General features: G+C 71.2%; 15 protein-coding genes and 1 riboswitch. Of the genes, 4 read left to right on the top strand and 11 right to left on the bottom strand.

The annotated features are described in order from the left end of the window. Nucleotides 1-56 precede the first annotated feature (56 nt). The 10 genes from AC57B5_RS23210 to AC57B5_RS23165 form a co-directional block, all read right to left on the bottom strand. On the bottom strand, nt 57-1,211 hold the full coding sequence (locus AC57B5_RS23210; RefSeq protein ID WP_496400431.1) for a magnesium chelatase ATPase subunit I: 1,155 nt from the start codon (nt 1,209-1,211) through the stop codon (nt 57-59). Then, nucleotides 1,208-5,032 carry a cobaltochelatase subunit CobN gene (gene cobN / locus AC57B5_RS23205; protein WP_496400430.1) on the bottom strand — a complete coding sequence of 1,275 codons (3,825 nt, stop codon included), beginning with the start codon at nt 5,030-5,032 and terminating at the stop codon, nt 1,208-1,210. Before cobN ends, AC57B5_RS23210 begins: the two co-directional genes overlap by 4 nt. 29 nt (nt 5,033-5,061) lie before the next feature. After that, nucleotides 5,062-6,111: a cobalamin biosynthesis protein CobW gene (gene cobW, locus AC57B5_RS23200; protein WP_496400429.1), complete on the bottom strand. Its 1,050-nt coding sequence runs from the start codon at nt 6,109-6,111 to the stop codon at nt 5,062-5,064. A 27-nt stretch (nt 6,112-6,138) separates the two neighbouring features. After that, nucleotides 6,139-7,161 (bottom strand): LLM class flavin-dependent oxidoreductase, encoded by a 1,023-nt coding sequence (locus AC57B5_RS23195; protein ID WP_496400428.1) that lies wholly within the window; start codon nt 7,159-7,161, stop codon nt 6,139-6,141. A 4-nt stretch (nt 7,162-7,165) separates the two neighbouring features. Next, entirely contained in the window at nt 7,166-7,930 is a 765-nt protein-coding gene (locus tag AC57B5_RS23190; RefSeq protein WP_496400427.1) for an ABC transporter ATP-binding protein, read from the bottom strand. Then, nucleotides 7,927-8,949, bottom strand: coding sequence for a FecCD family ABC transporter permease (locus AC57B5_RS23185; RefSeq protein ID WP_017407715.1), 1,023 nt, complete (start codon nt 8,947-8,949; stop codon nt 7,927-7,929). The genes AC57B5_RS23190 and AC57B5_RS23185 overlap by 4 nt, the downstream gene beginning before the upstream one ends. After that, nucleotides 8,946-9,887 (bottom strand): ABC transporter substrate-binding protein, encoded by a 942-nt coding sequence (locus AC57B5_RS23180; protein WP_046985167.1) that lies wholly within the window; start codon nt 9,885-9,887, stop codon nt 8,946-8,948. The genes AC57B5_RS23185 and AC57B5_RS23180 overlap by 4 nt, the downstream gene beginning before the upstream one ends. Before the next feature lie 10 nt (nt 9,888-9,897). Next, nucleotides 9,898-12,138, bottom strand: coding sequence for a TonB-dependent receptor (locus AC57B5_RS23175; RefSeq protein WP_199959039.1), 2,241 nt, complete (start codon nt 12,136-12,138; stop codon nt 9,898-9,900). Nucleotides 12,139-12,267: 129 nt separating this feature from the next. Next, a riboswitch (cobalamin riboswitch) is annotated at nt 12,268-12,548 on the bottom strand. Nucleotides 12,549-12,586: 38 nt separating this feature from the next. Further along, complete coding sequence (locus AC57B5_RS23170; RefSeq protein WP_496400426.1) at nt 12,587-13,468, bottom strand: CHAD domain-containing protein; 882 nt, start codon at nt 13,466-13,468, stop codon at nt 12,587-12,589. A 57-nt stretch (nt 13,469-13,525) separates the two neighbouring features. Continuing rightward, the gene (locus AC57B5_RS23165; protein ID WP_097201328.1) at nt 13,526-14,017 is read right to left on the bottom strand and encodes a YbaK/prolyl-tRNA synthetase associated domain-containing protein; all 492 of its coding nucleotides are present in this window, start codon (nt 14,015-14,017) and stop codon (nt 13,526-13,528) included. 66 nt (nt 14,018-14,083) lie between these two features. On the opposite strand from AC57B5_RS23165, the gene AC57B5_RS23160 reads away from it, so the two are divergent. Then, entirely contained in the window at nt 14,084-14,725 is a 642-nt protein-coding gene (locus AC57B5_RS23160; protein ID WP_496400425.1) for a helix-turn-helix transcriptional regulator, read from the top strand. A 44-nt stretch (nt 14,726-14,769) separates the two neighbouring features. After that, entirely contained in the window at nt 14,770-15,735 is a 966-nt protein-coding gene (locus AC57B5_RS23155; RefSeq protein WP_496400424.1) for a threo-3-hydroxy-L-aspartate ammonia-lyase, read from the top strand. A gap of 31 nt (nt 15,736-15,766) precedes the next feature. Here AC57B5_RS23155 and AC57B5_RS23150 read toward each other — a convergent pair whose 3' ends face one another. Next, nucleotides 15,767-16,501: an NUDIX hydrolase gene (locus AC57B5_RS23150; protein ID WP_016448794.1), complete on the bottom strand. Its 735-nt coding sequence runs from the start codon at nt 16,499-16,501 to the stop codon at nt 15,767-15,769. Nucleotides 16,502-16,588: 87 nt separating this feature from the next. Between AC57B5_RS23150 and AC57B5_RS23145 the strand changes: the two genes are divergently transcribed. Together AC57B5_RS23145 and AC57B5_RS23140 are read left to right on the top strand one after the other, a co-directional pair. Then, on the top strand, nt 16,589-17,662 hold the full coding sequence (locus tag AC57B5_RS23145; RefSeq protein WP_496400423.1) for an SPFH domain-containing protein: 1,074 nt from the start codon (nt 16,589-16,591) through the stop codon (nt 17,660-17,662). Beyond that, entirely contained in the window at nt 17,649-18,581 is a 933-nt protein-coding gene (locus AC57B5_RS23140; protein WP_496400422.1) for a diacylglycerol kinase catalytic domain-containing protein, read from the top strand. The genes AC57B5_RS23145 and AC57B5_RS23140 overlap by 14 nt, the downstream gene beginning before the upstream one ends. The last annotated feature ends 4 nt before the right edge of the window (nt 18,582-18,585 follow it).

The raw sequence follows: 18,585 nt of genomic DNA, 5'->3' as shown, positions 1-18,585 counted from the left end.
GGTCGCCTGCTGGCCCGCCCCCGCAGCCCTTGCCTGTGGCGCGGGGCCGCGGGGGCTCAGGCTTTTTTTGTGGCGTGCGCTCCCGCCTTTGCGGCCTCGCGGGCCAGCAATGAGGGCACGGCGACACGCAGCAGGCCCACGGGCTCGGGCGGCATGGCGCCCCAGTCAGCCTCGGAGGGCGGGCTGTCGCCTGCGCCGTTGGCCGTGGATTCTGCAGGCGGCCGGCTTTGTGCCGGCGACTGCGAAGGCGGATTCGATGGCGCTTGCTGTGGGGATGGCTGCTGCGGCTGCGGCTGCGGCTGTGGCTGCGGCGCCCCCGGCTTGCGGCGGTGCACCAGCACCAGCTCGGCCACGGCCTGCACATGGTCGGGCGTGACCTCGGCATCGCCCAGCCAGGCGGCCCAGGCGCGGGCGGCGCGCAGCAGCACCAGGTCGGCGCGCAGGCCGTCCACCTGGGCGGCAATGCACAGCGTGCCCGCGGCCTGCAGCACCGCGTCGGACCAGGGCAGCGCGCCGGCCGGCTGCAGGCGCTCGCGTGCCGTGCGCAGCTGCGCGGCCAGCGCGGCCTGGGCGTCTGCATGGCGGGCGCGGAAGGCGGCCGGGTCGGCATCGAACAGCAGCCGCGCGCGCACGATGGCCTGGCGCTGGGCCGCATCCTCCACATTGGCCAGGCGCACGCACAGGCCCAGGCGGTCCAGCAGCTGCGGGCGCAGCTGGCCTTCCTCGGGGTTCATGGTGCCCACCAGCACGAAGCGCGCCGCGTGGCGGTGCGAGATGCCGTCGCGCTCGACCACGTTGACGCCGCTGGCGGCCGCATCCAGCAGCACATCGACCAGGGCATCGGGCAGCAGGTTGATCTCGTCCACATAGAGCACGCCGCCATGGGCGCGCGCCAGCAGGCCGGGCGCGAATTTGAGTGCATGGCCGGCCATGGCCTGGCCCAGGTCCAGCGAGCCGGCCAGATGCTCCAGCGAGGCGCCCAGCGGCAGCGTGACGAAGGGCGCGGCATCGATGAGCTCGGCCAGCGCGCGCGCGGCCGTGGACTTGGCCGTACCGCGCGGCCCCTCGATCAGCACGCCGCCCAGTTGCGGGTCGATGGCGGCCAGCAGCAGCGCCTGGCACAGCAGGGGCTGGCCGGCAATGGCGGCAAAGGGAAACAGCGGCGGCAGCGCGGGCTGGGCGCCGCTGCCCAGGTCAGGAGATGCGGTCATCCGCGCAATCCTTCGAGATGGTTTTCATGTTCCAGCAGCAGGTCTTCCAGCTGCTGGCGATAGTCGCCGGGCTGCTCCCACAGGCCGCGCTGCATGGCTTCGAGCAGGCGCTCCAGCATGTCGCGCAGGGCCTGCGGATTGTGCTGCACGAGAAAGTCGCGCGTGGCCGCGTCCAGCACATAGGCGTCGGCCACCAGGGCGTACTGGTGGTCGCCCACCTGCTGCGTGGTGGCGTCGAAGCCGAAGAGATAGTCCACCGTGGCCGCCATCTCGAAGGCGCCCTTGTAGCCGTGGCGCTTGGCGCCGTCCATCCACTTGGGATTGGTGACGCGCGAGCGCACCACGCGCGCAATCTCCTCCTTGAGCGAGCGCACGCGCGGCTGGGCCGGGTTGGCATGGTCGCCGTGGTAGAGCGCGGGCTGGCGGCCCGAGAGGTGGCGCACGGCCGAGGCCATGCCGCCCTGGAACTGGAAGTAGTCGCCCGAGTCGAGGATGTCGTGCTCGCGGCTGTCCTGGTTGTGGGCCACCACGTCGAGCTCGCCCAGGCGGCGGCGCAGCGCATCGCCTGCGGGCACGCCCTCGGCGTCCTGGCCGTAGGCGTGCTGGCTCCAGCCCAGGTAGGCCTGGGCCAGGTCGGCATCGCCCTGCCAATCACCGCTCTGGAACAGTCCGCCCAGTCCCGATCCATAGTGGCCGGGCGGCGCGCCGAACACGCGCCAGCCGGCCTGCAGGCGGGCCTGCACGGCGTCCATGCCCTGCGCCTGCAGCTGTTCGGCCTCGGCCAGGATGCGCGCGCGTATGGGGTTGTCCTCGGCGTCCTCATCCAGCGCGGCCACGGCCTGCACGGCCGCGTCGAACATCTGCACGGCGCCCGGGAAGGCATCGCGGAAAAAGCCCGAGATGCGCAGCGTGACATCCACGCGCGGCCGGCCCATGCCCACGCGCGGCACCACCTCGAAGTCCACCACGCGCTGGCTGCCGGGAGCCCATTTGGGGCGCACCCCGATCAGCGCAAAGGCCTGGGCGATGTCGTCGCCGCCCGTGCGCATGGTGGCCGTGCCCCAGACCGACAGGCCCAGGGTGCGCGGGTACTCGCCATGCTCCTGCAGATAGCGCTCCAGCAGCCTGAGCGTGGCCTGCTGGCCCAGCTCCCAGGCGGCCTGGGTGGGAATGGCGCGCGTGTCCAGCGTGTAGAAATTGCGCCCCGTGGGCAGCACGTCGGGCCGCCCGCGCGAGGGTGAGCCGCTGGGCCCGGGCGGCACGAAGCGGCCCTGCAGGCCGCGCAGCAGCTGGCGCAGTTCCTCGCCGCCGCAGGCATCCAGCGCGGGCGCCAGCACGGCATGCACCTGTTCCAGTGCGGCGCGCGTCTGCGGCCAGTCACCGGCCGGGGCCTCACCTTCCAGCAGTTGCTGCGCCAGCAGTTCCAGGCGCTCGCGCGTGTCGCCTTCATGGCGCCAGGGCTCGTCGCTCACGGCCTGCAGTGCGGCGGGGCGCGCGCCGGTCCAGGGGCGTGCGGGCTCCATGCGCAGCGGGTCGAACCCGGGGCTGTCCAGCAGGTCGGCGGCCAGCGCCTGTATCAGGCCCTGGCCTTCGTCCGACGGGAAGCGCGCCAGCGCCAGCAGCGTGTCGCGGCGCTGGCGCCCTTGAGGCGATGCGCCGAAGACATGCAGGCCGTCGCGGATCTGGGTTTCCTTGAGCTCGCACAGGTAGGCGTCTATGCGTTCGAGCACGGCATCGTCGTCCTGCGCGGCACCGGGCGCCAGGTCCAGCTCCTGGTCCAGGTGCTGGCGGCGCACGATGTCCAGGATCTGGCGGCGCAGCAGCGCGCCGCGCCGCGCATCGACCAGCAGGGCGTCGTAGTACTCGTCCACCAGGCGCTCCAGGTCCTGCAGCGGGCCGTGGTTTTCGGCGCGCGTCAGCGGCGGCATCAGGTGGTCGATGATCACGGCCTGGCTGCGGCGCTTGGCCTGGGCGCCTTCGCCGGGATCGTTGACGATGAAGGGGTAGAGATGGGGCAGCGGGCCCAGGATGGCATCGGGCCAGCACGCGCCCGACAGCGCCAGGCTCTTGCCCGGCAGCCATTCGAGGTTGCCATGCTTGCCCACGTGGACCATGGCGTCCACGGCAAAGCGGTCGCGCAGCCAGAAGTAGAAGGCCAGGTAGCCGTGGGGCGGCACCAGCTCGGCATCGTGGTAGCTCGCATAGTCCTGCGCGCCCATGCCTTTACCGACCAATGCACGCGCCGGCTGTATGCCGACAAAGACATGGCCCAGGCGCAGGCCCGCGATCATGAAGCGGCCCTGGCGCAGCAGCGGGTCGGCCTCGGGCGCGCCCCAGCGCGCCGTGATGGCGTCGGCCATGCCGTCCGGCAGCGCGGCCAGGCGCGCCAGGTACTCGTCCAGCGCATAGCTTTGCCAGGCCGGGCGCAGCGGCCACTGGGCCGGGTCGTTGGCAATGCCCTGCTGCAGGGTGTACATCAGCGCCTGGCCATCGGCGGGCAGCTGCGCGGGGTCGCCCAGCTCATGGCCTTCGGCCGCCAGGTGCTGCAGGATGGCGATCACCGAGGCCGGCGTATCCAGCCCCACCCCGCTGCCGATGCGGCCTTCGCTGCCCGGATAGTTGGCCAGCACCAGGGCCAGGCGCTTGTCGCGCGCGGGCAGGCTGCGCAGGCGGCACCAGCGCCAGGCCAGGTCGGCCACGAAGTCCACTCGGTCGGGCTCGGGCTGGTAGGCCACCACGTCGGCCTGGGTGAAGGCGCAGCGGTGGGACAGGCCCTTGAAGCTGATGGCGCGCGTGATGATGCGGCCATCCATCTCGGGCAGCACCACCTGCATGGCGATGTCGCGCGGGCGCAGGCCCTGGCTGTCGGCCCACCAGTCCTCGCGGTTGCCGCCGCTGGCAATGACTTGCAGCACGGGCGCATCACCGGCCAGGGCCGTGCCCGATTCCAGCGCCGAGAACGCCGTGGTGTTGAGCACCAGCTGCACGGCATGGTCTTCGCAGAGCTGGCGCAGCGTGGCCAGGCACAGCGGGTCCTTGAGCGAGTCCAGCGCCACGGGCAGTGGGTTCATGCCGCGCTGCTGCAGCGACAGGGCCATGGCGTCGAAGGCTGCCGTGTTGCCGGCCAGCAGGTGGGAGCGGTAAAACACCAGGGCCACCGTGGGCGCGCCCGGCGTCCAGGCGTGCTGCAGGTCGTCGATGCCGGCCACGTCATGGGCATGGACCTGGGCCTGGGCATGGCTCCTGGCAGCGAACAGCGCCGGGGGAACGTGGACAGCCGCCTGCGGCAGGGTGCGCGGCGGCAGCGGCGCATCGCCCCGGTCCAGCCCGTGGTAGACGGTGGCCTTGAGGAATTCGCGCGCATTGGCCGCGCCGCCCGAGCGCAGGTACTGCCACAGCTGGCGGCAGGCGGCGGCCGGCAGCGTGCTGCGCGCCAGCAGGTGCGGGTCTTCCTGCAGGTCACCCGAGAACATGGCCAGGCGCTGCCCCTTGCGGCGCGCCAGCGAGCCGATCTGCTCGATGCCGTAGGGCCAGGCCGACTCCGAGCCCAGGTGGTCCACGATGACCACGCGCGCATGGCGCAGCACCTCGTCCACATACAGGTCCAGCGAGGCCGGCTGGCGCAGGTACAGCAGATTGGCCAGCCGCACCGAGGGGAAGTCCGCCGACGCCCCGGCCAGCGCGGCCACGGCCGAGGACAGCAGGGCCAGCGTGGTGTCGGCCGAGCTCAGGATGACGATGTCGGCCGGCGTCTGGTCGAGGCGGGTGACGATGCTCTCGTCCTCGACGAAGCCGCCGGGGCGCGTGGACAGCAGGTGCATGGAACAGGTTTCAGTGCGGAATCGGAAGGTCAGGCGGCCACATTCTCCAGGCCCTTGCGCAGCGCTGCTTCATCAAGGTCTTGCCCGATGAACACCAGGCGCGTGCCGCGCTGCTCGCCCTCGCGCCAGGCGCGGTCGAAATGGTGGTCGAAGCGGCGGCCCACGCCCTGCAGCAGCCAGCGCATGGGCTTGCCCGGAATGTCGGCAAAGCCCTTGACGCGCAGGATGCTGTGCTGCTCCACCAGCATCTCCAGCGCGGCCAGCAGGCGGTCGCGGTCCACGGCGGGCAGGTCGATCACGTAGGAGTCGAAGTCGTCGTGGTCATGGTCCTCGTCGTGGTCATGGTGGCTCACGCGCTGGTCGATGGTGGTCTCGGCCGCCTTGGCCAGGCCCAGCACCACGTCCAGCGGCAGGCGGCCCTGGGACGATTGCACGATCTTGACCTCGGGCGGCAGCTCCTCGCGCACCAGGGCGGTCACGCGCGCCAGGGCCTCGGCATCGGCCAGGTCGGTCTTGTTGAGCACTACCAGGTCGGCCGCGCCCAGCTGGTCCTCGAAGAGTTCGTGCAGCGGCGATTCATGGTCCAGGTTGGGGTCGGCGCGGCGCAGCTCGTCCACGGCCTGGGGATTGGCGGCGAACTGGCCGCTGGCGGCCGCTGGCGTGTCCACCACGGTGACCACCGCGTCCACGGTGAACACGTTGGCGATCTCGGGCCACTGGAAGGCCTGGACCAGGGGCTTGGGCAGGGCCAGGCCCGAGGTCTCGATGATCACGGCGTCGATCTGGTCGCGGCGCTCGGCCAGCGCGCGCATCACGGGGAAGAACTCTTCCTGCACCGTGCAGCACATGCAGCCGTTGGCCAGCTCGTACAGCGCGCCTTCGCGCTCGTTGCCCTCATCGTCGCAGCCGATGCCGCAGCCCTTGAGGATCTCGCCATCGATGCCCAGCTCGCCGAACTCGTTGACGATCACAGCGATTCGCCGGCCATCGGCGTTGTCCAGGATGTGGCGCAGCAGCGTGGTCTTGCCGCTGCCCAGGAAGCCGGTGACGATGGTGGCGGGAATCTTGGCGGTTTGCATGGAAGGTTCTCCAGAAAAAAGAGGAAGTCAGACGGTGGCGAAAGGCACGGCGCTGCGCAATGAAGGGAGAACCTCCTGCGCAAACAGTTCCATGCCGGCGAGGGCCTGGGCATCGCTCCACAGGCCGTTGGCGTTGAAGACGCAGCGCAGCTGGCCAATGCCCGTGCGCTCGCGCAAGGCGGCGATCTGCACATGGCACTGCTCGGGCGTGCCATGGATGAATTGCTCGGCCAGCACGCGCGGCACATCGATGGGCAGCACCTGGTCGGCCGGCACGCCGCGCTTGCCCGCAAAGTACACGCGCCGCTGGTACAGCTGCGGCCACAGCGTGGCCAGCCGGGCCTGCACGGCGGCCTCATCGGCACCGATGCAGACATAGCGCGCCAGCGATGAACGCGCGCGCAGCGCGGCGGCATCGCGCCCGCGCTCTCGGGCAGCGGCCTCCAGGCGCTCCAGCTGCATGCCTTCGGGCGGCTCCAGGCTCAGCAGCAGGGGCAGATTCTGATCGACGGCAAAGCCCAGGGTCTCTGCCGTGGAGCCGGCCACATACAAGGGAGGATGCGGACGCTGCACGGTCGAAGGCAGGGCGGGCCGGTCCTCGAAGCGCCAGGGCCCCTGCCCCGCCACGATGGGCCTGCCCGACAGCGCCTCCACCAGGATGCGGCAGGACTGCTCGAAGCGCTCGCGCGTGCTGTCCGCATCGATCTGCAGGGCGCGCAGCGCGGCCGGCTCCGTGCCCCGGCCCACGCCCACGTCGATGCGGCCGGCGCTTTGCAGGTCCAGCTGGGCAATCTCCTCGGCCAGCATCAGCGGATGGTGCAGCGGCAGCACCAGCACCGAGGTGCCCACGCGCAGCCGCTCGGTGCGCGCCAGCACGGCGGCGGCCAGCAGCAGGGGCGAGGGATAGGGCCAAGCGGTATCGGGCACGCGGAATTCGTTGAACCACACGCCCTCGAAACCCAGGCGCTCGGCGCGCTCGAACAGCGCCAGGAATTCACGGTGGTCGCCGCGCGTGGCGTCGCGCGTCCAGCCGGCCAGATCGATGCGCATGGGTTCAGTTCTCCTGTTTCAGCCGCGCGCGCAGCAAGGTTTGCGGGGGTGCGACGATGCGCTCGAAATCCACGCCGAACACGGCATCCAGCCCCGGCGCATGCAGAAGCTCGGCAGGGGCTCCATCGAGCGCTATGCGCCCCTTGTCCAGCACGATGACGCGCCCGAAGTGCGCCAGCGCCAGGTCCAGGTCATGCATGACCACCAGCACCAGCCGCTCGCGCCCGCGCTGCGCCAGCGCCTGCACCAGGGCCAGGCGGTGGCGTACGTCCAGCGCGGCGCCGGGCTCGTCGGCCAGCAGCACGGGCGGGTCGGTGGCCAGCACGGTGGCCAGCAGGGCACGCGCCTGCTCGCCGCCCGACAGCGTGGACCAGCGCCTGCGCGTGAAATCCTGCAGCCCGGCGCCTGCAATGGCCGCCTCGACATCACCCCGGCCCGCCAGCCGCATGTGCATGAGCTCGGCCAGCGTCAGGTCCCAGTGCGGCGCAAAGCGCTGGGGCATGTAGCCCACGCGGCGTGCGCGCTCGGCCACGGACAGGGTTGCAATGTCTTGCCCGTCCAGCAGCACGCTGCCGGATGCAGGCGCCTGCAGCCCCGCCAGCAGGGACAGCAGGCTGGACTTGCCCGCGCCATTGGGTCCCACCAGGGCCACGGCGCCGCAGGCGGGCAGCTGCAGCGAGACGGCGTCCAGCACGCTGCGGCCACGGTGGCGCAGCGTGAGGGACCGGGCCTGCAGGCGCGGTGGGGCGCAAGGGATGGCACCGTTCATGCGGACCTCAGCCTGCGCGCCAGCAGCACGATGAAGAAGGGCCCGCCCGCCACGGCCGTGACCAGGCCCAGCGGGATCTCGGCCGGCGGCAGCACGCTGCGCGCAATGGCATCGGCCAGCGTGACGATGATGGCGCCCGTGAGCGCCGACGCCGGCAGGGCCGCGCGGTGCAGCGGTCCCGCCATCCAGCGCGCGATGTGCGGCGCAGCCAGGCCCACGAAGGCCACCAGCCCGCCATAGGCCACGGCCACGGCCACCACCAGCGAGCCGGCCAGCACGGCCAGCGGCGTGAAGCGCGCCACATCCAGGCCGAAGCCCTGGGCCGCATCGGCACCCAGGCCCAGCAGGTCCAGCCCGCGCGCCAGCGCCATGGCCCCGGCCAGGCAGGCCAGGGAGGCGCCGGCCAGCAGGCCCAGGCCGCTCCAGGACGGCGTCTGTATGCCGCCCAGCACCCAGCTGAGCACCACCTGCAGGCTCACCGTCTCATCGGACAGCGCCAGCATCAGGAACGAGCGCAGCGCGCCCAGCACGGCCGCCAGCGCCACGCCGGCCAGCAGCATGCCGGCCGCATCGGTGGCACCGGCCACGCGCGAGACGGCCAGCACCAGCATGGTCGAACCCCAGGCGCCCGCAAAGGCCAGCACGGGCAGCGTCCAGGCCTGGGACAGGCCGAACAATAGATGCATGGGAACCAGCAGGGCGACAGTCGCCCCCAGCGCCGCGCCGCCCGAGGCGCCCAGCAGATAGGGCTCGGCCAGCGGATTGCGGAACACGCCCTGGAAGATGGCGCCCGACAGGCCCAGCAGCGCGCCCACCAGGGCGGCTGCCAGCACGCGCGGCACGCGCCACTGCAGCAGCAGCCGGCTGCGCAGGCTGTCTTCGCCGCCCAGCGCGGCCAGCAGGTCGGCCGGGCTGGCCCACTGGTGGCCCGCGCAGGCGGCGATCAGCAGGCTGGCCAGCAGCAGCAGGACCGCACCGGCCCAGGGGCGCCACGCAGGTGGATGTGAAAGGGAATTCATGCGGCCTCCCCGGCCCAGGCCGCAGGGTGCAGCCAGCGCGAGAGTTTTTCCACGCCGCCAAAGGTGCGCGGCCCGGGAATCAGGAACTCGGCGCGCGCCACCGTGGTGGCCCGGCCGCCGCGCACGGCACGCAGGTCGCGCCAGCCGCGCTGGCCGATCAGGTCCTGCATGGCCTCCTGCGTGCCAGCGAACAGCAGCACGTCGGGGTCGGCGGCCAGCACGGCCTCGGGCGAGACCTGGGGCACGGTGCCCAGGCCGTCCAGCGCGAACGCGGCGCCCGCGCGCACCATGGCCTCGCCGGTATAGGTGCCCGGCCGGGCCGCCAGCAGCATGCCGTTGCCCAGCCGGCCCGTGACCATGAGCGCGCGCGGCCGGGGCTGGCCGGCCACCTGCCGGTCCACGCGCAGCAGCCGCGCCTCCTGCGCCAGGGCCAGCGCCTGGCCGCGCGCCTGCACGCCCGTGGCGCGGGCCACCAGGCGCAGGTTGTCCATCACCTCGGCCAGCGAGCGGCTGAGCAGCACCATCACCGGCACGCCGATGCGCTCCATGGGATCGACCAGCTGGTGCGCCGCCTGGCGCGCGGGCGTGACGATGACCAGGTCCGGCTGGCGCGCCACCACGGCGTCCACCGAGAACCCCAGCCGCCCGCCCACCTTGGGAATGCGCTCCACGCCCGGTGGAAAGCGCGTGAAATCCTCCACGCCCACCACGCGGTCCAGCAGGCCCAGCGCGGCCACCAGCTCGGTGTTGGAGGCAAAGATGGAGACGATGCGCTGCGGCGGCGCGGCAATCTCCACGCGCCGGCCCAGCGCATCCTGCAGCACCACCGGCCCGCCTGCAGCGACGGTGTCGGCCCAGGCCGCGGGCAGGCCGCAGCCCAGGGCCGCCGCCGCGCCCTGGCGCAGCAACTGGCGGCGCGTGGTGCTGGATTGCCTCATGCCGTGGTCCTCAAAACTCTGCTTGCAGGCCGACCATGAGTTCGCGGCCGGCCATCGACGTTCCGCAGCCGCCGTTCTGGTACGCCGGGTTGGCGATGCAGGGCGCGCGGTCCAGCGCGATGAAGATGGGATGGCGGTTCAGGTCGAACAGGTTGTTGACGGCTGCGAACAGCTTGACGCCGCGCGACACGCGGTAGTCGGCACGCAGGTTCCAGATGGTGAAGGCGCCCTTGCGGTGGATGAAGGTGCTGCTGGGCTCGCCCTGCGGGATGAGCAGCGCCTCTTCCGTGTCGTACCACATGGGACCGCGCAGCAGCGTGGACAGCTGCAGGCTCCAGTCGCCCTGCAGGCGCCCGCTGCCGCGCCCGTAGCGCACGCCGGCCGAGGCCTCGTAGCGGTACATGCGCTGCACCTTGTCGGTATTGGCCGAGGCGGCCGAGCCCTTGTCGCGCATGCTGAAGTGGTAGTAGCCGCCAGCCCAGGCCTTGAGCTGGTGGCCCGTCAGGTTCAGCGCCCGCGCCAGGTCCATGTCGGCCTGCATTTCCAGGCCGCGCGCCACGATGTCGGCCGCGTTGTTGGCGTAGTCCGAGGTATTGGTCGTGGCCCCGCGCGAGACGGTGATGATGCGGTCGCTGATGGTGTTCTGGAACAGGGCCGCATCCACGCGCCAGCCGGGCTGCTGCAGCGCGGCGCCGACCTCGATCTGGCGGCTGGTCTCGGGCTTGAGGTTGGGGTTGCCGAAGGTGCGGCCACCGCCGACGGCCGTGAAGTCCGAGGCCAGCTCCGTGGCCGTGGGCGCGCGGAAACCCGTGGAGGCCGCAGCGCGCAGCGTGAGCCGGTCCGTGGCCTTCCAGGTGGCGCCGGCCGACCAGGTGTGGTTGTCGTAGTCGCGCGTGCTGGCCTGGGCCAGGGCCAGGTTGGGCGTATCGTCGAAGCGCGTCGTGCCCCAGGTCTTGCGCAGGCCGGCACGCAGCGTGAGGCGATCGTCGAACAGGGTCTGCGCGTCCTCGAAGTACAGCGCGTGCACCTGCTCGGTCTGGTTGTTGTCGTAGGGCGCGACCTGGCCCGCCGGGCCGCCGGGCATGGCGACGCGCAGGCGGTCGGAGCGCAGCTTGCTGCGCTCCCAGTCAAAGCCCATCAGCAGGTCATTGGTCTGGCTGACACGCAGGCGCGGCTGAAAGCGCAGGCCCGTGGCGTCCAGCTGGCGGTGGTTGTAGTCGCGCGCCGTGCCGGGCACGGCGCTGTTGCCCGAGCGGATCACGGGCGATGCCCAGTTGAACTCGTCGGTATCGACCAGGCTGTAGAGGTGGGTCGTCCAGCTCAGGCGCTGGCCGGGCAGTGCGCCCTCGTAGGTCAGGTCCAGCGAGCGGTTGCTGCGGTTGTCTCGGCTGTAGATGTTGGCGCCGGATCCGCGAAAGCCCGCGTTGTAGATGCCGTCCGTGCGCAGTTGCAGCTCCACGCGGTGCAGCTCGTGCAGCTGCCAGCCCAGGGCGCCGCTGGCGCCGCGCCGCTTCCAGCCCGTGTTCTCCATGCGCGTGCCGCCGTCGCCCGACTCGTAGTCGCCGCGCCCGCCTGCGCTCACGCCGAAGTACCAGTCGAAGCGGTCATTGGCGCCGGCCGTCTGCGCATCGGTGCGCCACAGGTCCCATGAACCGGCCTGGACCTGGGCACGCGTGCCGGGTGCGGTAGCTCCCGTCTTCATGATGATGTTGACCACCCCGCCCATGGCCTGGCTGCCGTAGATCACCGAGGACGGGCCGCGCACGATCTCGATGCGCTCCACATCCGAGGGGCTGAGCTTGGACAGGTTGGCCGTGCCCGCGCGCCGGCCGTTGACCAGCACCAGCACCTGGCTGCGGAAGTCGCGCCCCTGGCCGTCGGTGGAGGCGCCGCGCAGGTTCATCGAGGTCTGGGCCGCCGTCCATTCGCTGAGAAAGCCCACGGCGTTCTCGGCCAGCAGGTCGGTGACCGAGCGCGCGCTGGAGCGCTCTATGGCCTCGCGGTCGATGGTCTGCGTGGTGCCCGCGATGCGGCTGCGCGCCTCGGGCCGCGCGGTGGCGGTCACGAAGACGGCGTCCAGCGCATCGTCGGCGGAGTCCGTGGATCGGCCCGAGGCCGGCTCCTGCGCGGCGCCGGCCGCTGCAGCGCAGCTGGCCAGCAGGACGGCGGCCGCTACGGGCCGCAGGCTGGAGACAAGAGGGAGAACAGAGAGAAGGCCGGAGGAATCGGCGGCCGAAGAAGCGAAGCGCATGCGTTGAACCCAACTGCCCCACTCACCCGCGGGGCCTATCGTCTGAACCACGCCGCACAGCGCGCACGCCGGAGCCGGCCACGGCAGCGCAGGCTGGGGCCGGACCGGACAGGCGCACTCCCGCGGCGTCCGAAAGCAATGCAGAAGGCCGGTATCCGGGCTTGCGGAACGCTGCGGCGCGCAGGGTGGGCGCGCTGCGGCAGGCATCCCCGCCTTCCCATGCCCGAGAAGGACACAGTGGCTTGCGGCGCGTGGTTTGTGGGGCGTCCGCGTGGGGAGTTGTATTCCGCTGACCGTTGCGGGGGCAGCGCAGGCATTGCGAGCGGCCACCTCGATGGCATCGCGCACCTGCTTCCCGTTGAACCCCTGGCCGGTGAACGGCATGGGGCACCTTCAGCAACAGCGCACCGCCACGGCCCAGGGGCTGCGGCGGTGCGCCAGCGGCGGATTATCGCCCAGCCCAGAAGCCCGGCACCCGGGCCAGCGCCCGCAGCGCGCGACGGCTGCTGCGCGCGCTGGTGGCCAGGCGGGCCTGCAGGTAGCCGGCGGCGAACCAGGCGCGCGGATCCGTGCCGGCCTCGTCACGAAAATGCTCCGCCGCCACGGCCATGTCGTTGTGCAGGCCCAGCGCGTCCTGGGCGGGCACCAGCGCCTCGGCAAAGCGCCGGCCCTTTTTGCCGGGCCACATTCCGGGCGCGAATTCCCGCGCAAAGTCCGCCAGGTAGCGCAGGCGCTTGAGCCGCTTGCGCACGCGGTGCTGCTGCGCCAGCGACAGGCGGTCGAAGTGCCGGCCGTCGCGCAGCACCTGGCGGTGCAGGCGCGCCAGCCGCCGTGCCAGGTACTTGCGCGTGCCTGTGGCGGACAGATGGGCAAAACGGGCCGATGGCTCTGCCTGCGGCGCCTGCGCCAGCGCCTGGATCTCGGCCAGCGCCTGGAGGAATGGCGGCTCGCGCACGGCAGCGGCTGCATCCGCCTGCACGGCCTGCGGCGCCTGCCAGTCGCACAGGGGCGCATGGGCTGCCTGCAGCAGCGGGCGCACCACATCGGCCAACGTATCAGCATCGCGCAGCGTGCCCAGCTGCGCAAAGGCCTGGGCCAGGGGTTCATCCCATTCGGCGCGCATGTCCGGCGCCAGCCCCGCGCACTCACGCAGCACGGTGCGCAGGCGCCGCATGGCCACGCGCAGCTGGTGGATGGTCTCGGCATCGTTGCCACCGCCCTCCAAGACCGCCAGATGCGACTGCACCTGGGCCAGGGCAGCAGCCAGCGCCGCACGCACAAAGCCGGCCGCATCGGGCCGGTCAGGGTGCTGCTTCGCAGGGGTGGACATGGTCAGGAGAGGGTGTGCGGGCGTTGCTGCGATTGTGGGCACCGCCCGGCCCCCGGGTCAATCGGCGCCATCCCCGCTCAGGCTGTGCAGCGCGGGCCGGGCAATGCGCACATAGTCGGCCGAGTCCAGCACGATGGAGCGGTCCAGCCGGCCTGCGTTGAAGGCGATCTCGCCAAAGCGCTCGACCAGGGCCGGGTCCACCACCAGGCGCACCTGCGGGTTGAAGGAGAACGGCGGCACCGATCCCATCACGCAGCCCGTGGCGGCCTGGGCCTCCTCGGGCGAGGCCAGCGTGGCCTTGCGCACGCCCACGGCCTGGGCCAGGCGCTTGAAGTCCAGCTTGCGGTCGCCGGGCAGCACGGCCAGGAACAGCTGAGGATCGCCCGCACCGGCCGCGTCGCGGCTCTTGCAGAGCATGGCCTTGGCGCCCTGGCCGGGGGCGGTGCCCCGGATTTCGGCGACCAGGTCAGAGCGGCCTTCGGCCGGATGTTCCAGCACGCGAAAACGCGCGCCCTGGGATTGCAGCAGGTCTACAAGGGTGTCGAACATGGTGGAAAGCGCAGAGAAGTCGTCTGGATTTTGACATTTTGTCCAATTCAAAACAAAATGTCCAACATGACCCAACGAACCCCTGAACAGCGCCAGCTTCTGGACCAGTTGGCCCAGATCGCCGAAGGCCTGGGCCAGACCTTTGCCCCGTTCTGCGAGGTGGTGGTGCATGACCTGCTCGACCCGTCCCATGCGGTGCTGGCCATCCACAACAACCTGTCGGGCCGCGAAGTGGGCCAGGGCGCGACGGAGCTGGGCCTGGCCCGCATCCTCGACCCCGGCTACGAGCAGGTCATCGCCAACTACCCCAACCAGTTCGCCGATGGCCGCCAGGCCAAGAGCACGTCCATCGGCATCCGCGACTCCGAGGGCCGCTACATCGCCGCCCTGTGCATGAATGTGGACCTGACGATGTTCCAGGGCTTCCAGGGCATGCTCAACCGCTTTGCCGCCGTCAGCGGCGACACCCCCGAGCGCGAAATGCTGGACCCCACGGGCGCCGGCGCAGGCGCCGACACGGTGCGTGCCCGCATCGACCAGTTCGCTGCCCGCCTGGCGACCACGCCGCGCGCCCTCAAGCCCGAGGAGCGCCGCGCCCTGGTCCGCGAGCTCAAGGGCGCCGGCCTGCTCGATGTGCGCCGCTCCATGGAGACCATTGCCGCCCACCTGGGCGTGTCGCGCGCCACGGTCTACAGCTACGCCAAGTAGGTCCGGGCCCCCCTTCCCGATCCACCCCTGTTTTTCCTGTACCGATGACAAGCCTTCTTCCCACCTACGACGACGTGGCCGCAGCGGCCCAACGCATCCAGGGCCATGCCCACCGCACGCCCGTGCTCACCTCGCGCACGCTGGACGATGCGCTGGGCGCCCGTGTCTTTCTCAAGTGCGAGAACCTGCAGCGCATGGGCGCCTTCAAGTTCCGCGGCGCCTTCAACGCCCTGTCGCGCTTCAGCCCGGCGCAGCGCAAGGCCGGCGTGGTGGCGTTTTCCTCGGGCAACCACGCCCAGGCCATCGCCCTGGCAGCGCGGCTGCTGGAGATTCCCGCCACCATCGTCATGCCGCATGACGCGCCCGCCGCCAAGGTGGCGGCCACCAAGGGCTATGGCGGCCAGGTGGTGGTCTACGACCGCTATACCGAAGACCGCGAGCAGATCGGCCGCGACCTGGCCGAGCGCCACGGCCTGACCCTGATCCCGCCCTACGACCATGCCGACGTGCTGGCCGGCCAGGGCACGGCCGCCAAGGAACTGTTCGAGGAAACCGGCCCGCTGGACGCTCTCTTCGTGCCGCTGGGCGGCGGCGGCCTGCTGTCGGGCACCGCCCTGTCCACGCGTGCGCTCAGCCCCGACTGCGCGCTCTACGGCGTGGAACCCGAGGCCGGCAACGACGGCCAGCAGTCGCTGCGCGCGGGCCGCATCGTCCACATAGACACCCCAAAGACCATTGCCGACGGCGCCCAGACCCAGCACCTGGGCGGCATCACCTTCCCCATCATCCAGCGCGACGTGACCGACATCCTCACCGCCAGCGATGCCGAGCTGGTCGATGCCATGGGCTTCCTGGCCACGCGCATGAAGCTCGTGGTCGAGCCCACCGGCTGCCTGGGCCTGGCCGCCGCGCGCCAGAAAGGCGAGGAGCTGCACGGACGGCGCGTGGGCATCATCCTGAGCGGCGGCAATGTGGACATGCAGCGCTTTTGCAGCCTGCTGGGCGCCTGATCCTGATCCTGGCCCTGATCGAAGGTCGCCCTCACCCCCGCGGGCTGAAGGTGCGCGGAAACACCACGGGCGCGCTGCGGTCGGCCAGGCGGTAGCCCATGGCGGGGCGGCGTGACGTGCCCTCCACCTGGCCGGCCTCGACCAGAAAGCCGGCCGCCATCATGCGCGTGCGAAAACCGCTCTTGTCCACGGGGCGGCCCAGCACCACTTCGTAGGCCTGCTGCAGCTGCGGCAGCGTGAAAGGCTCGGGCAGCAGAAAGGCCGGCAGCGAGGTGTATTCCACCTTGCCCCGCAGCCGCTCCACCGCTGCGCGCAGGATCTCGCCATGGTCGAAGGCCAGCGCAGGCGCGCGCAGCAGTTCATCGACGGCAAACCACGACACATCGGCCGCATTCGCGCCCTTGGCCAGGATCAGGTCGTGCCCCGGGATCAGCGCGAAATACACATGCGTGGCCGACCAGCCACGCGGGTCGCGCGCCGCGCCGCCCCAGCTTCCCAGCTGCTCCAGGTAGGGGCTGTCCACGCCCGTCTTGTCCAGCAGCTTGCGCCGAGCGCAGGCCAGCAGGTCCGCGTCCTGGCGCACATCCACAAAGCCGCCGGGCAGCGCCCACAGCCCCGGAAACGGCTCGCTGCCCGCCGTGGGGCGCTGCACCAGCAGCACCTGCAGGGCATCGTCTGCCACCGTGAAGATGACCACGTCCACCGTGGTGAACGGGCGCGGGAAGTCCAGCGCGCCCTGCGGGGATGGGGAATTTTTTTCAGCCATGGGATGGATTGTGCTTGACGTGCCGGATTTTAAGTTGCACTATGCAACCCATACAAGTTGTACAGAGCAACTTAAAGGAGAAGCACCATGTTCGGCATCCGTTTCATCAAGTCCCAACCCACGGTCCACCTCATGCAGTTCCGCGCCGGCAAGGTGGTGCGCGAGGGTGCGGGCCAGTCCTTCTTCTACTACGCGCCCACCACCACCCTGGTCGCCGTGCCCGTGGGCAGCCAGGACTGCCACTTCATGCTGGAGCTGGTGACGGCCGACTTCCAGAGCGTCACCGTGCAGGGCCAGGTCACCTACCGCATCAGCACACCGCGCCAGACCGCCACGCTGATGGACTTCTCCCTGGCGCGCGACGGCCAGAAATACATGTCCGAAGACCCGCAGCGCCTGGGCGACCGCGTGACCATGCAGGCCGAGGTCATCATCCAGCAGGCCGTGCAGGCGCTGGACCTCAAGCAGGCGCTGCGCTCCTCGGCGCTCATTGCGCGCACGGCCCAGCAGGAGCTGGCCGCCCAGCCCGAGATCGAGGCGCTGGGGCTGGAGATCCTGGGCGTCTCGGTCATGGCCGTCAAACCCACGCCCGACATCGCCCGCGCCCTGGAAGCCGAGGCGCGCGAGTCCAACCTCAAGGCCGCGGACGACGCCGTCTATGCCCGCCGCATGGCTGCCGTGGAAAACGAGCGCGCCATCCGCCAGAACGAGCTCGATACCGACGTGGCCGTGGAAAAGAAAAAGCGCCAGATCCGCGAGGCCCAGCTGGAAGCCAAGGCCGCCCAGATGCGCAAGGAAAACGAGCTGCGCGCCGAACAGATGTCTGCCGACGTGGCGCTGGAGACCAGCCGCCGCGACTTCGTCGAAGGCCAGGCCGCCAACAGCCGCACCCTGGCCGAGGCCGAGGCCTACCGCGTGGGCGCCGTCATGCAGGCCCTGGAAAAGGCCGATCCGCGCATCGTGCAATCGCTGGCCGCCGTGGGCATGCAGCCGGGCCAGCTCATCGCCCAGGCCTTTGGCGGCATTGCCGAGAAGGCCGAGCGCATCGGCCAGCTCAACGTCTCGCCCGAGCTGCTGCAGTCGCTCATGGGCGCCGGTGCAGGCCATGCAGCCGCCGTGGCCGATTCCGAACCCGCAAGGAGCCGCCGTGAACGCCAATGAACGCAAGACCGTGCTGGTGGTGCGGCGCACGCGGCTCGATGAGCTGGTGGCCAGGTACCACACGCTGTCCCAGGCGCGCTTCTACATCGAGCACCTGGGTGCCGACTTCGGCGACTACCTGCGCGAAAGCGCCGCCTACGCCGCCGCCCTGCAGGCCGTGGTGCAGGCGCTGGAGGCGCGCGGCCGCTACCAGATCGTGGACCGCGCCCTGGTGCCCAACTTCGTCTTCGGCGCCGACGACATCGTGGTGGCACTGGGCCAGGACGGCATGGTGGCCAACACCATGAAATACCTGGACGGCCAGCCGCTCATCGGCGTCAACCCCGAGCCCGCGCGCTGGGACGGCCTGCTGCTGCCCTTCGCCCCCGCCGACCTGGCCGCCCTGCTGGGCGACGTGGCCGCCAACCGCCGCCCCACGCGCGCCGTCACCCTGGCCGAAGCGCGCCTGAGCGACGGCCAGGTGCTGCGCGCCGCCAACGACCTGTTCATCGGCCCGCGCAGTCATACCTCGGCCCTGTACGACATCACGCTGGGTGAGCGGCAGGAGTCCCAGTCGTCCTCCGGCCTCATCGTCGCCACGGGGCTGGGCTCGTCGGCCTGGATCAAGAGCATCGTCACGGGATCGATGGGCATTGCCCGCGCCGTGCGCGGCGCATCCACCGACTTCGACTACCAGCCCTTCGCTTGGGATGCGCCACGCCTGGACTTCGCCGTGCGCGAGCCCTTTCCCAGCCGCTCTTCCACGGCCGAGCTGGTCTACGGCCAGGTCACCGCCGGCCAGCCGCTGACCCTGCGCTCGCGCATGCCCGACCATGGCGTCATCTTCTCGGACGGCATGGAGGCCGACTACCTGCAGTTCACGGCGGGCATGCAGGCCACCATCGGCCTGTCGGAGCGGCAGGGCTGCCTGGTGGTGTGAAGGA

It is taken from the genome of Delftia sp. BGA-UO-ETr-SB1, from assembly GCF_059567865.1.
This window is presented reverse-complemented; position numbering and strand designations above follow the sequence as displayed.

What these genes read in the sequence shown, in the direction of transcription:
- AC57B5_RS23155 (WP_496400424.1), top strand. Translation starts at nt 14,770, where the DNA reads ATGACAAGCCTTCTTCCCACCTACGACGACGTGGCCGCAGCGGCCCAA.
- AC57B5_RS23145 (WP_496400423.1), top strand. Translation starts at nt 16,589, where the DNA reads ATGTTCGGCATCCGTTTCATCAAGTCCCAACCCACGGTCCACCTCATG.
- AC57B5_RS23210 (WP_496400431.1), bottom strand. Translation starts at nt 1,211, where the DNA reads ATGACCGCATCTCCTGACCTGGGCAGCGGCGCCCAGCCCGCGCTGCCG.
- AC57B5_RS23190 (WP_496400427.1), bottom strand. Translation starts at nt 7,930, where the DNA reads ATGAACGGTGCCATCCCTTGCGCCCCACCGCGCCTGCAGGCCCGGTCC.
- AC57B5_RS23165 (WP_097201328.1), bottom strand. Translation starts at nt 14,017, where the DNA reads ATGTTCGACACCCTTGTAGACCTGCTGCAATCCCAGGGCGCGCGTTTT.
- AC57B5_RS23180 (WP_046985167.1), bottom strand. Translation starts at nt 9,887, where the DNA reads ATGAGGCAATCCAGCACCACGCGCCGCCAGTTGCTGCGCCAGGGCGCG.
- AC57B5_RS23160 (WP_496400425.1), top strand. Translation starts at nt 14,084, where the DNA reads ATGACCCAACGAACCCCTGAACAGCGCCAGCTTCTGGACCAGTTGGCC.
- cobN (WP_496400430.1), bottom strand. Translation starts at nt 5,032, where the DNA reads ATGCACCTGCTGTCCACGCGCCCCGGCGGCTTCGTCGAGGACGAGAGC.
- AC57B5_RS23150 (WP_016448794.1), bottom strand. Translation starts at nt 16,501, where the DNA reads ATGGCTGAAAAAAATTCCCCATCCCCGCAGGGCGCGCTGGACTTCCCG.
- cobW (WP_496400429.1), bottom strand. Translation starts at nt 6,111, where the DNA reads ATGCAAACCGCCAAGATTCCCGCCACCATCGTCACCGGCTTCCTGGGC.
- AC57B5_RS23170 (WP_496400426.1), bottom strand. Translation starts at nt 13,468, where the DNA reads ATGTCCACCCCTGCGAAGCAGCACCCTGACCGGCCCGATGCGGCCGGC.
- AC57B5_RS23175 (WP_199959039.1), bottom strand. Translation starts at nt 12,138, where the DNA reads ATGCGCTTCGCTTCTTCGGCCGCCGATTCCTCCGGCCTTCTCTCTGTT.
- AC57B5_RS23195 (WP_496400428.1), bottom strand. Translation starts at nt 7,161, where the DNA reads ATGCGCATCGATCTGGCCGGCTGGACGCGCGACGCCACGCGCGGCGAC.
- AC57B5_RS23185 (WP_017407715.1), bottom strand. Translation starts at nt 8,949, where the DNA reads ATGAATTCCCTTTCACATCCACCTGCGTGGCGCCCCTGGGCCGGTGCG.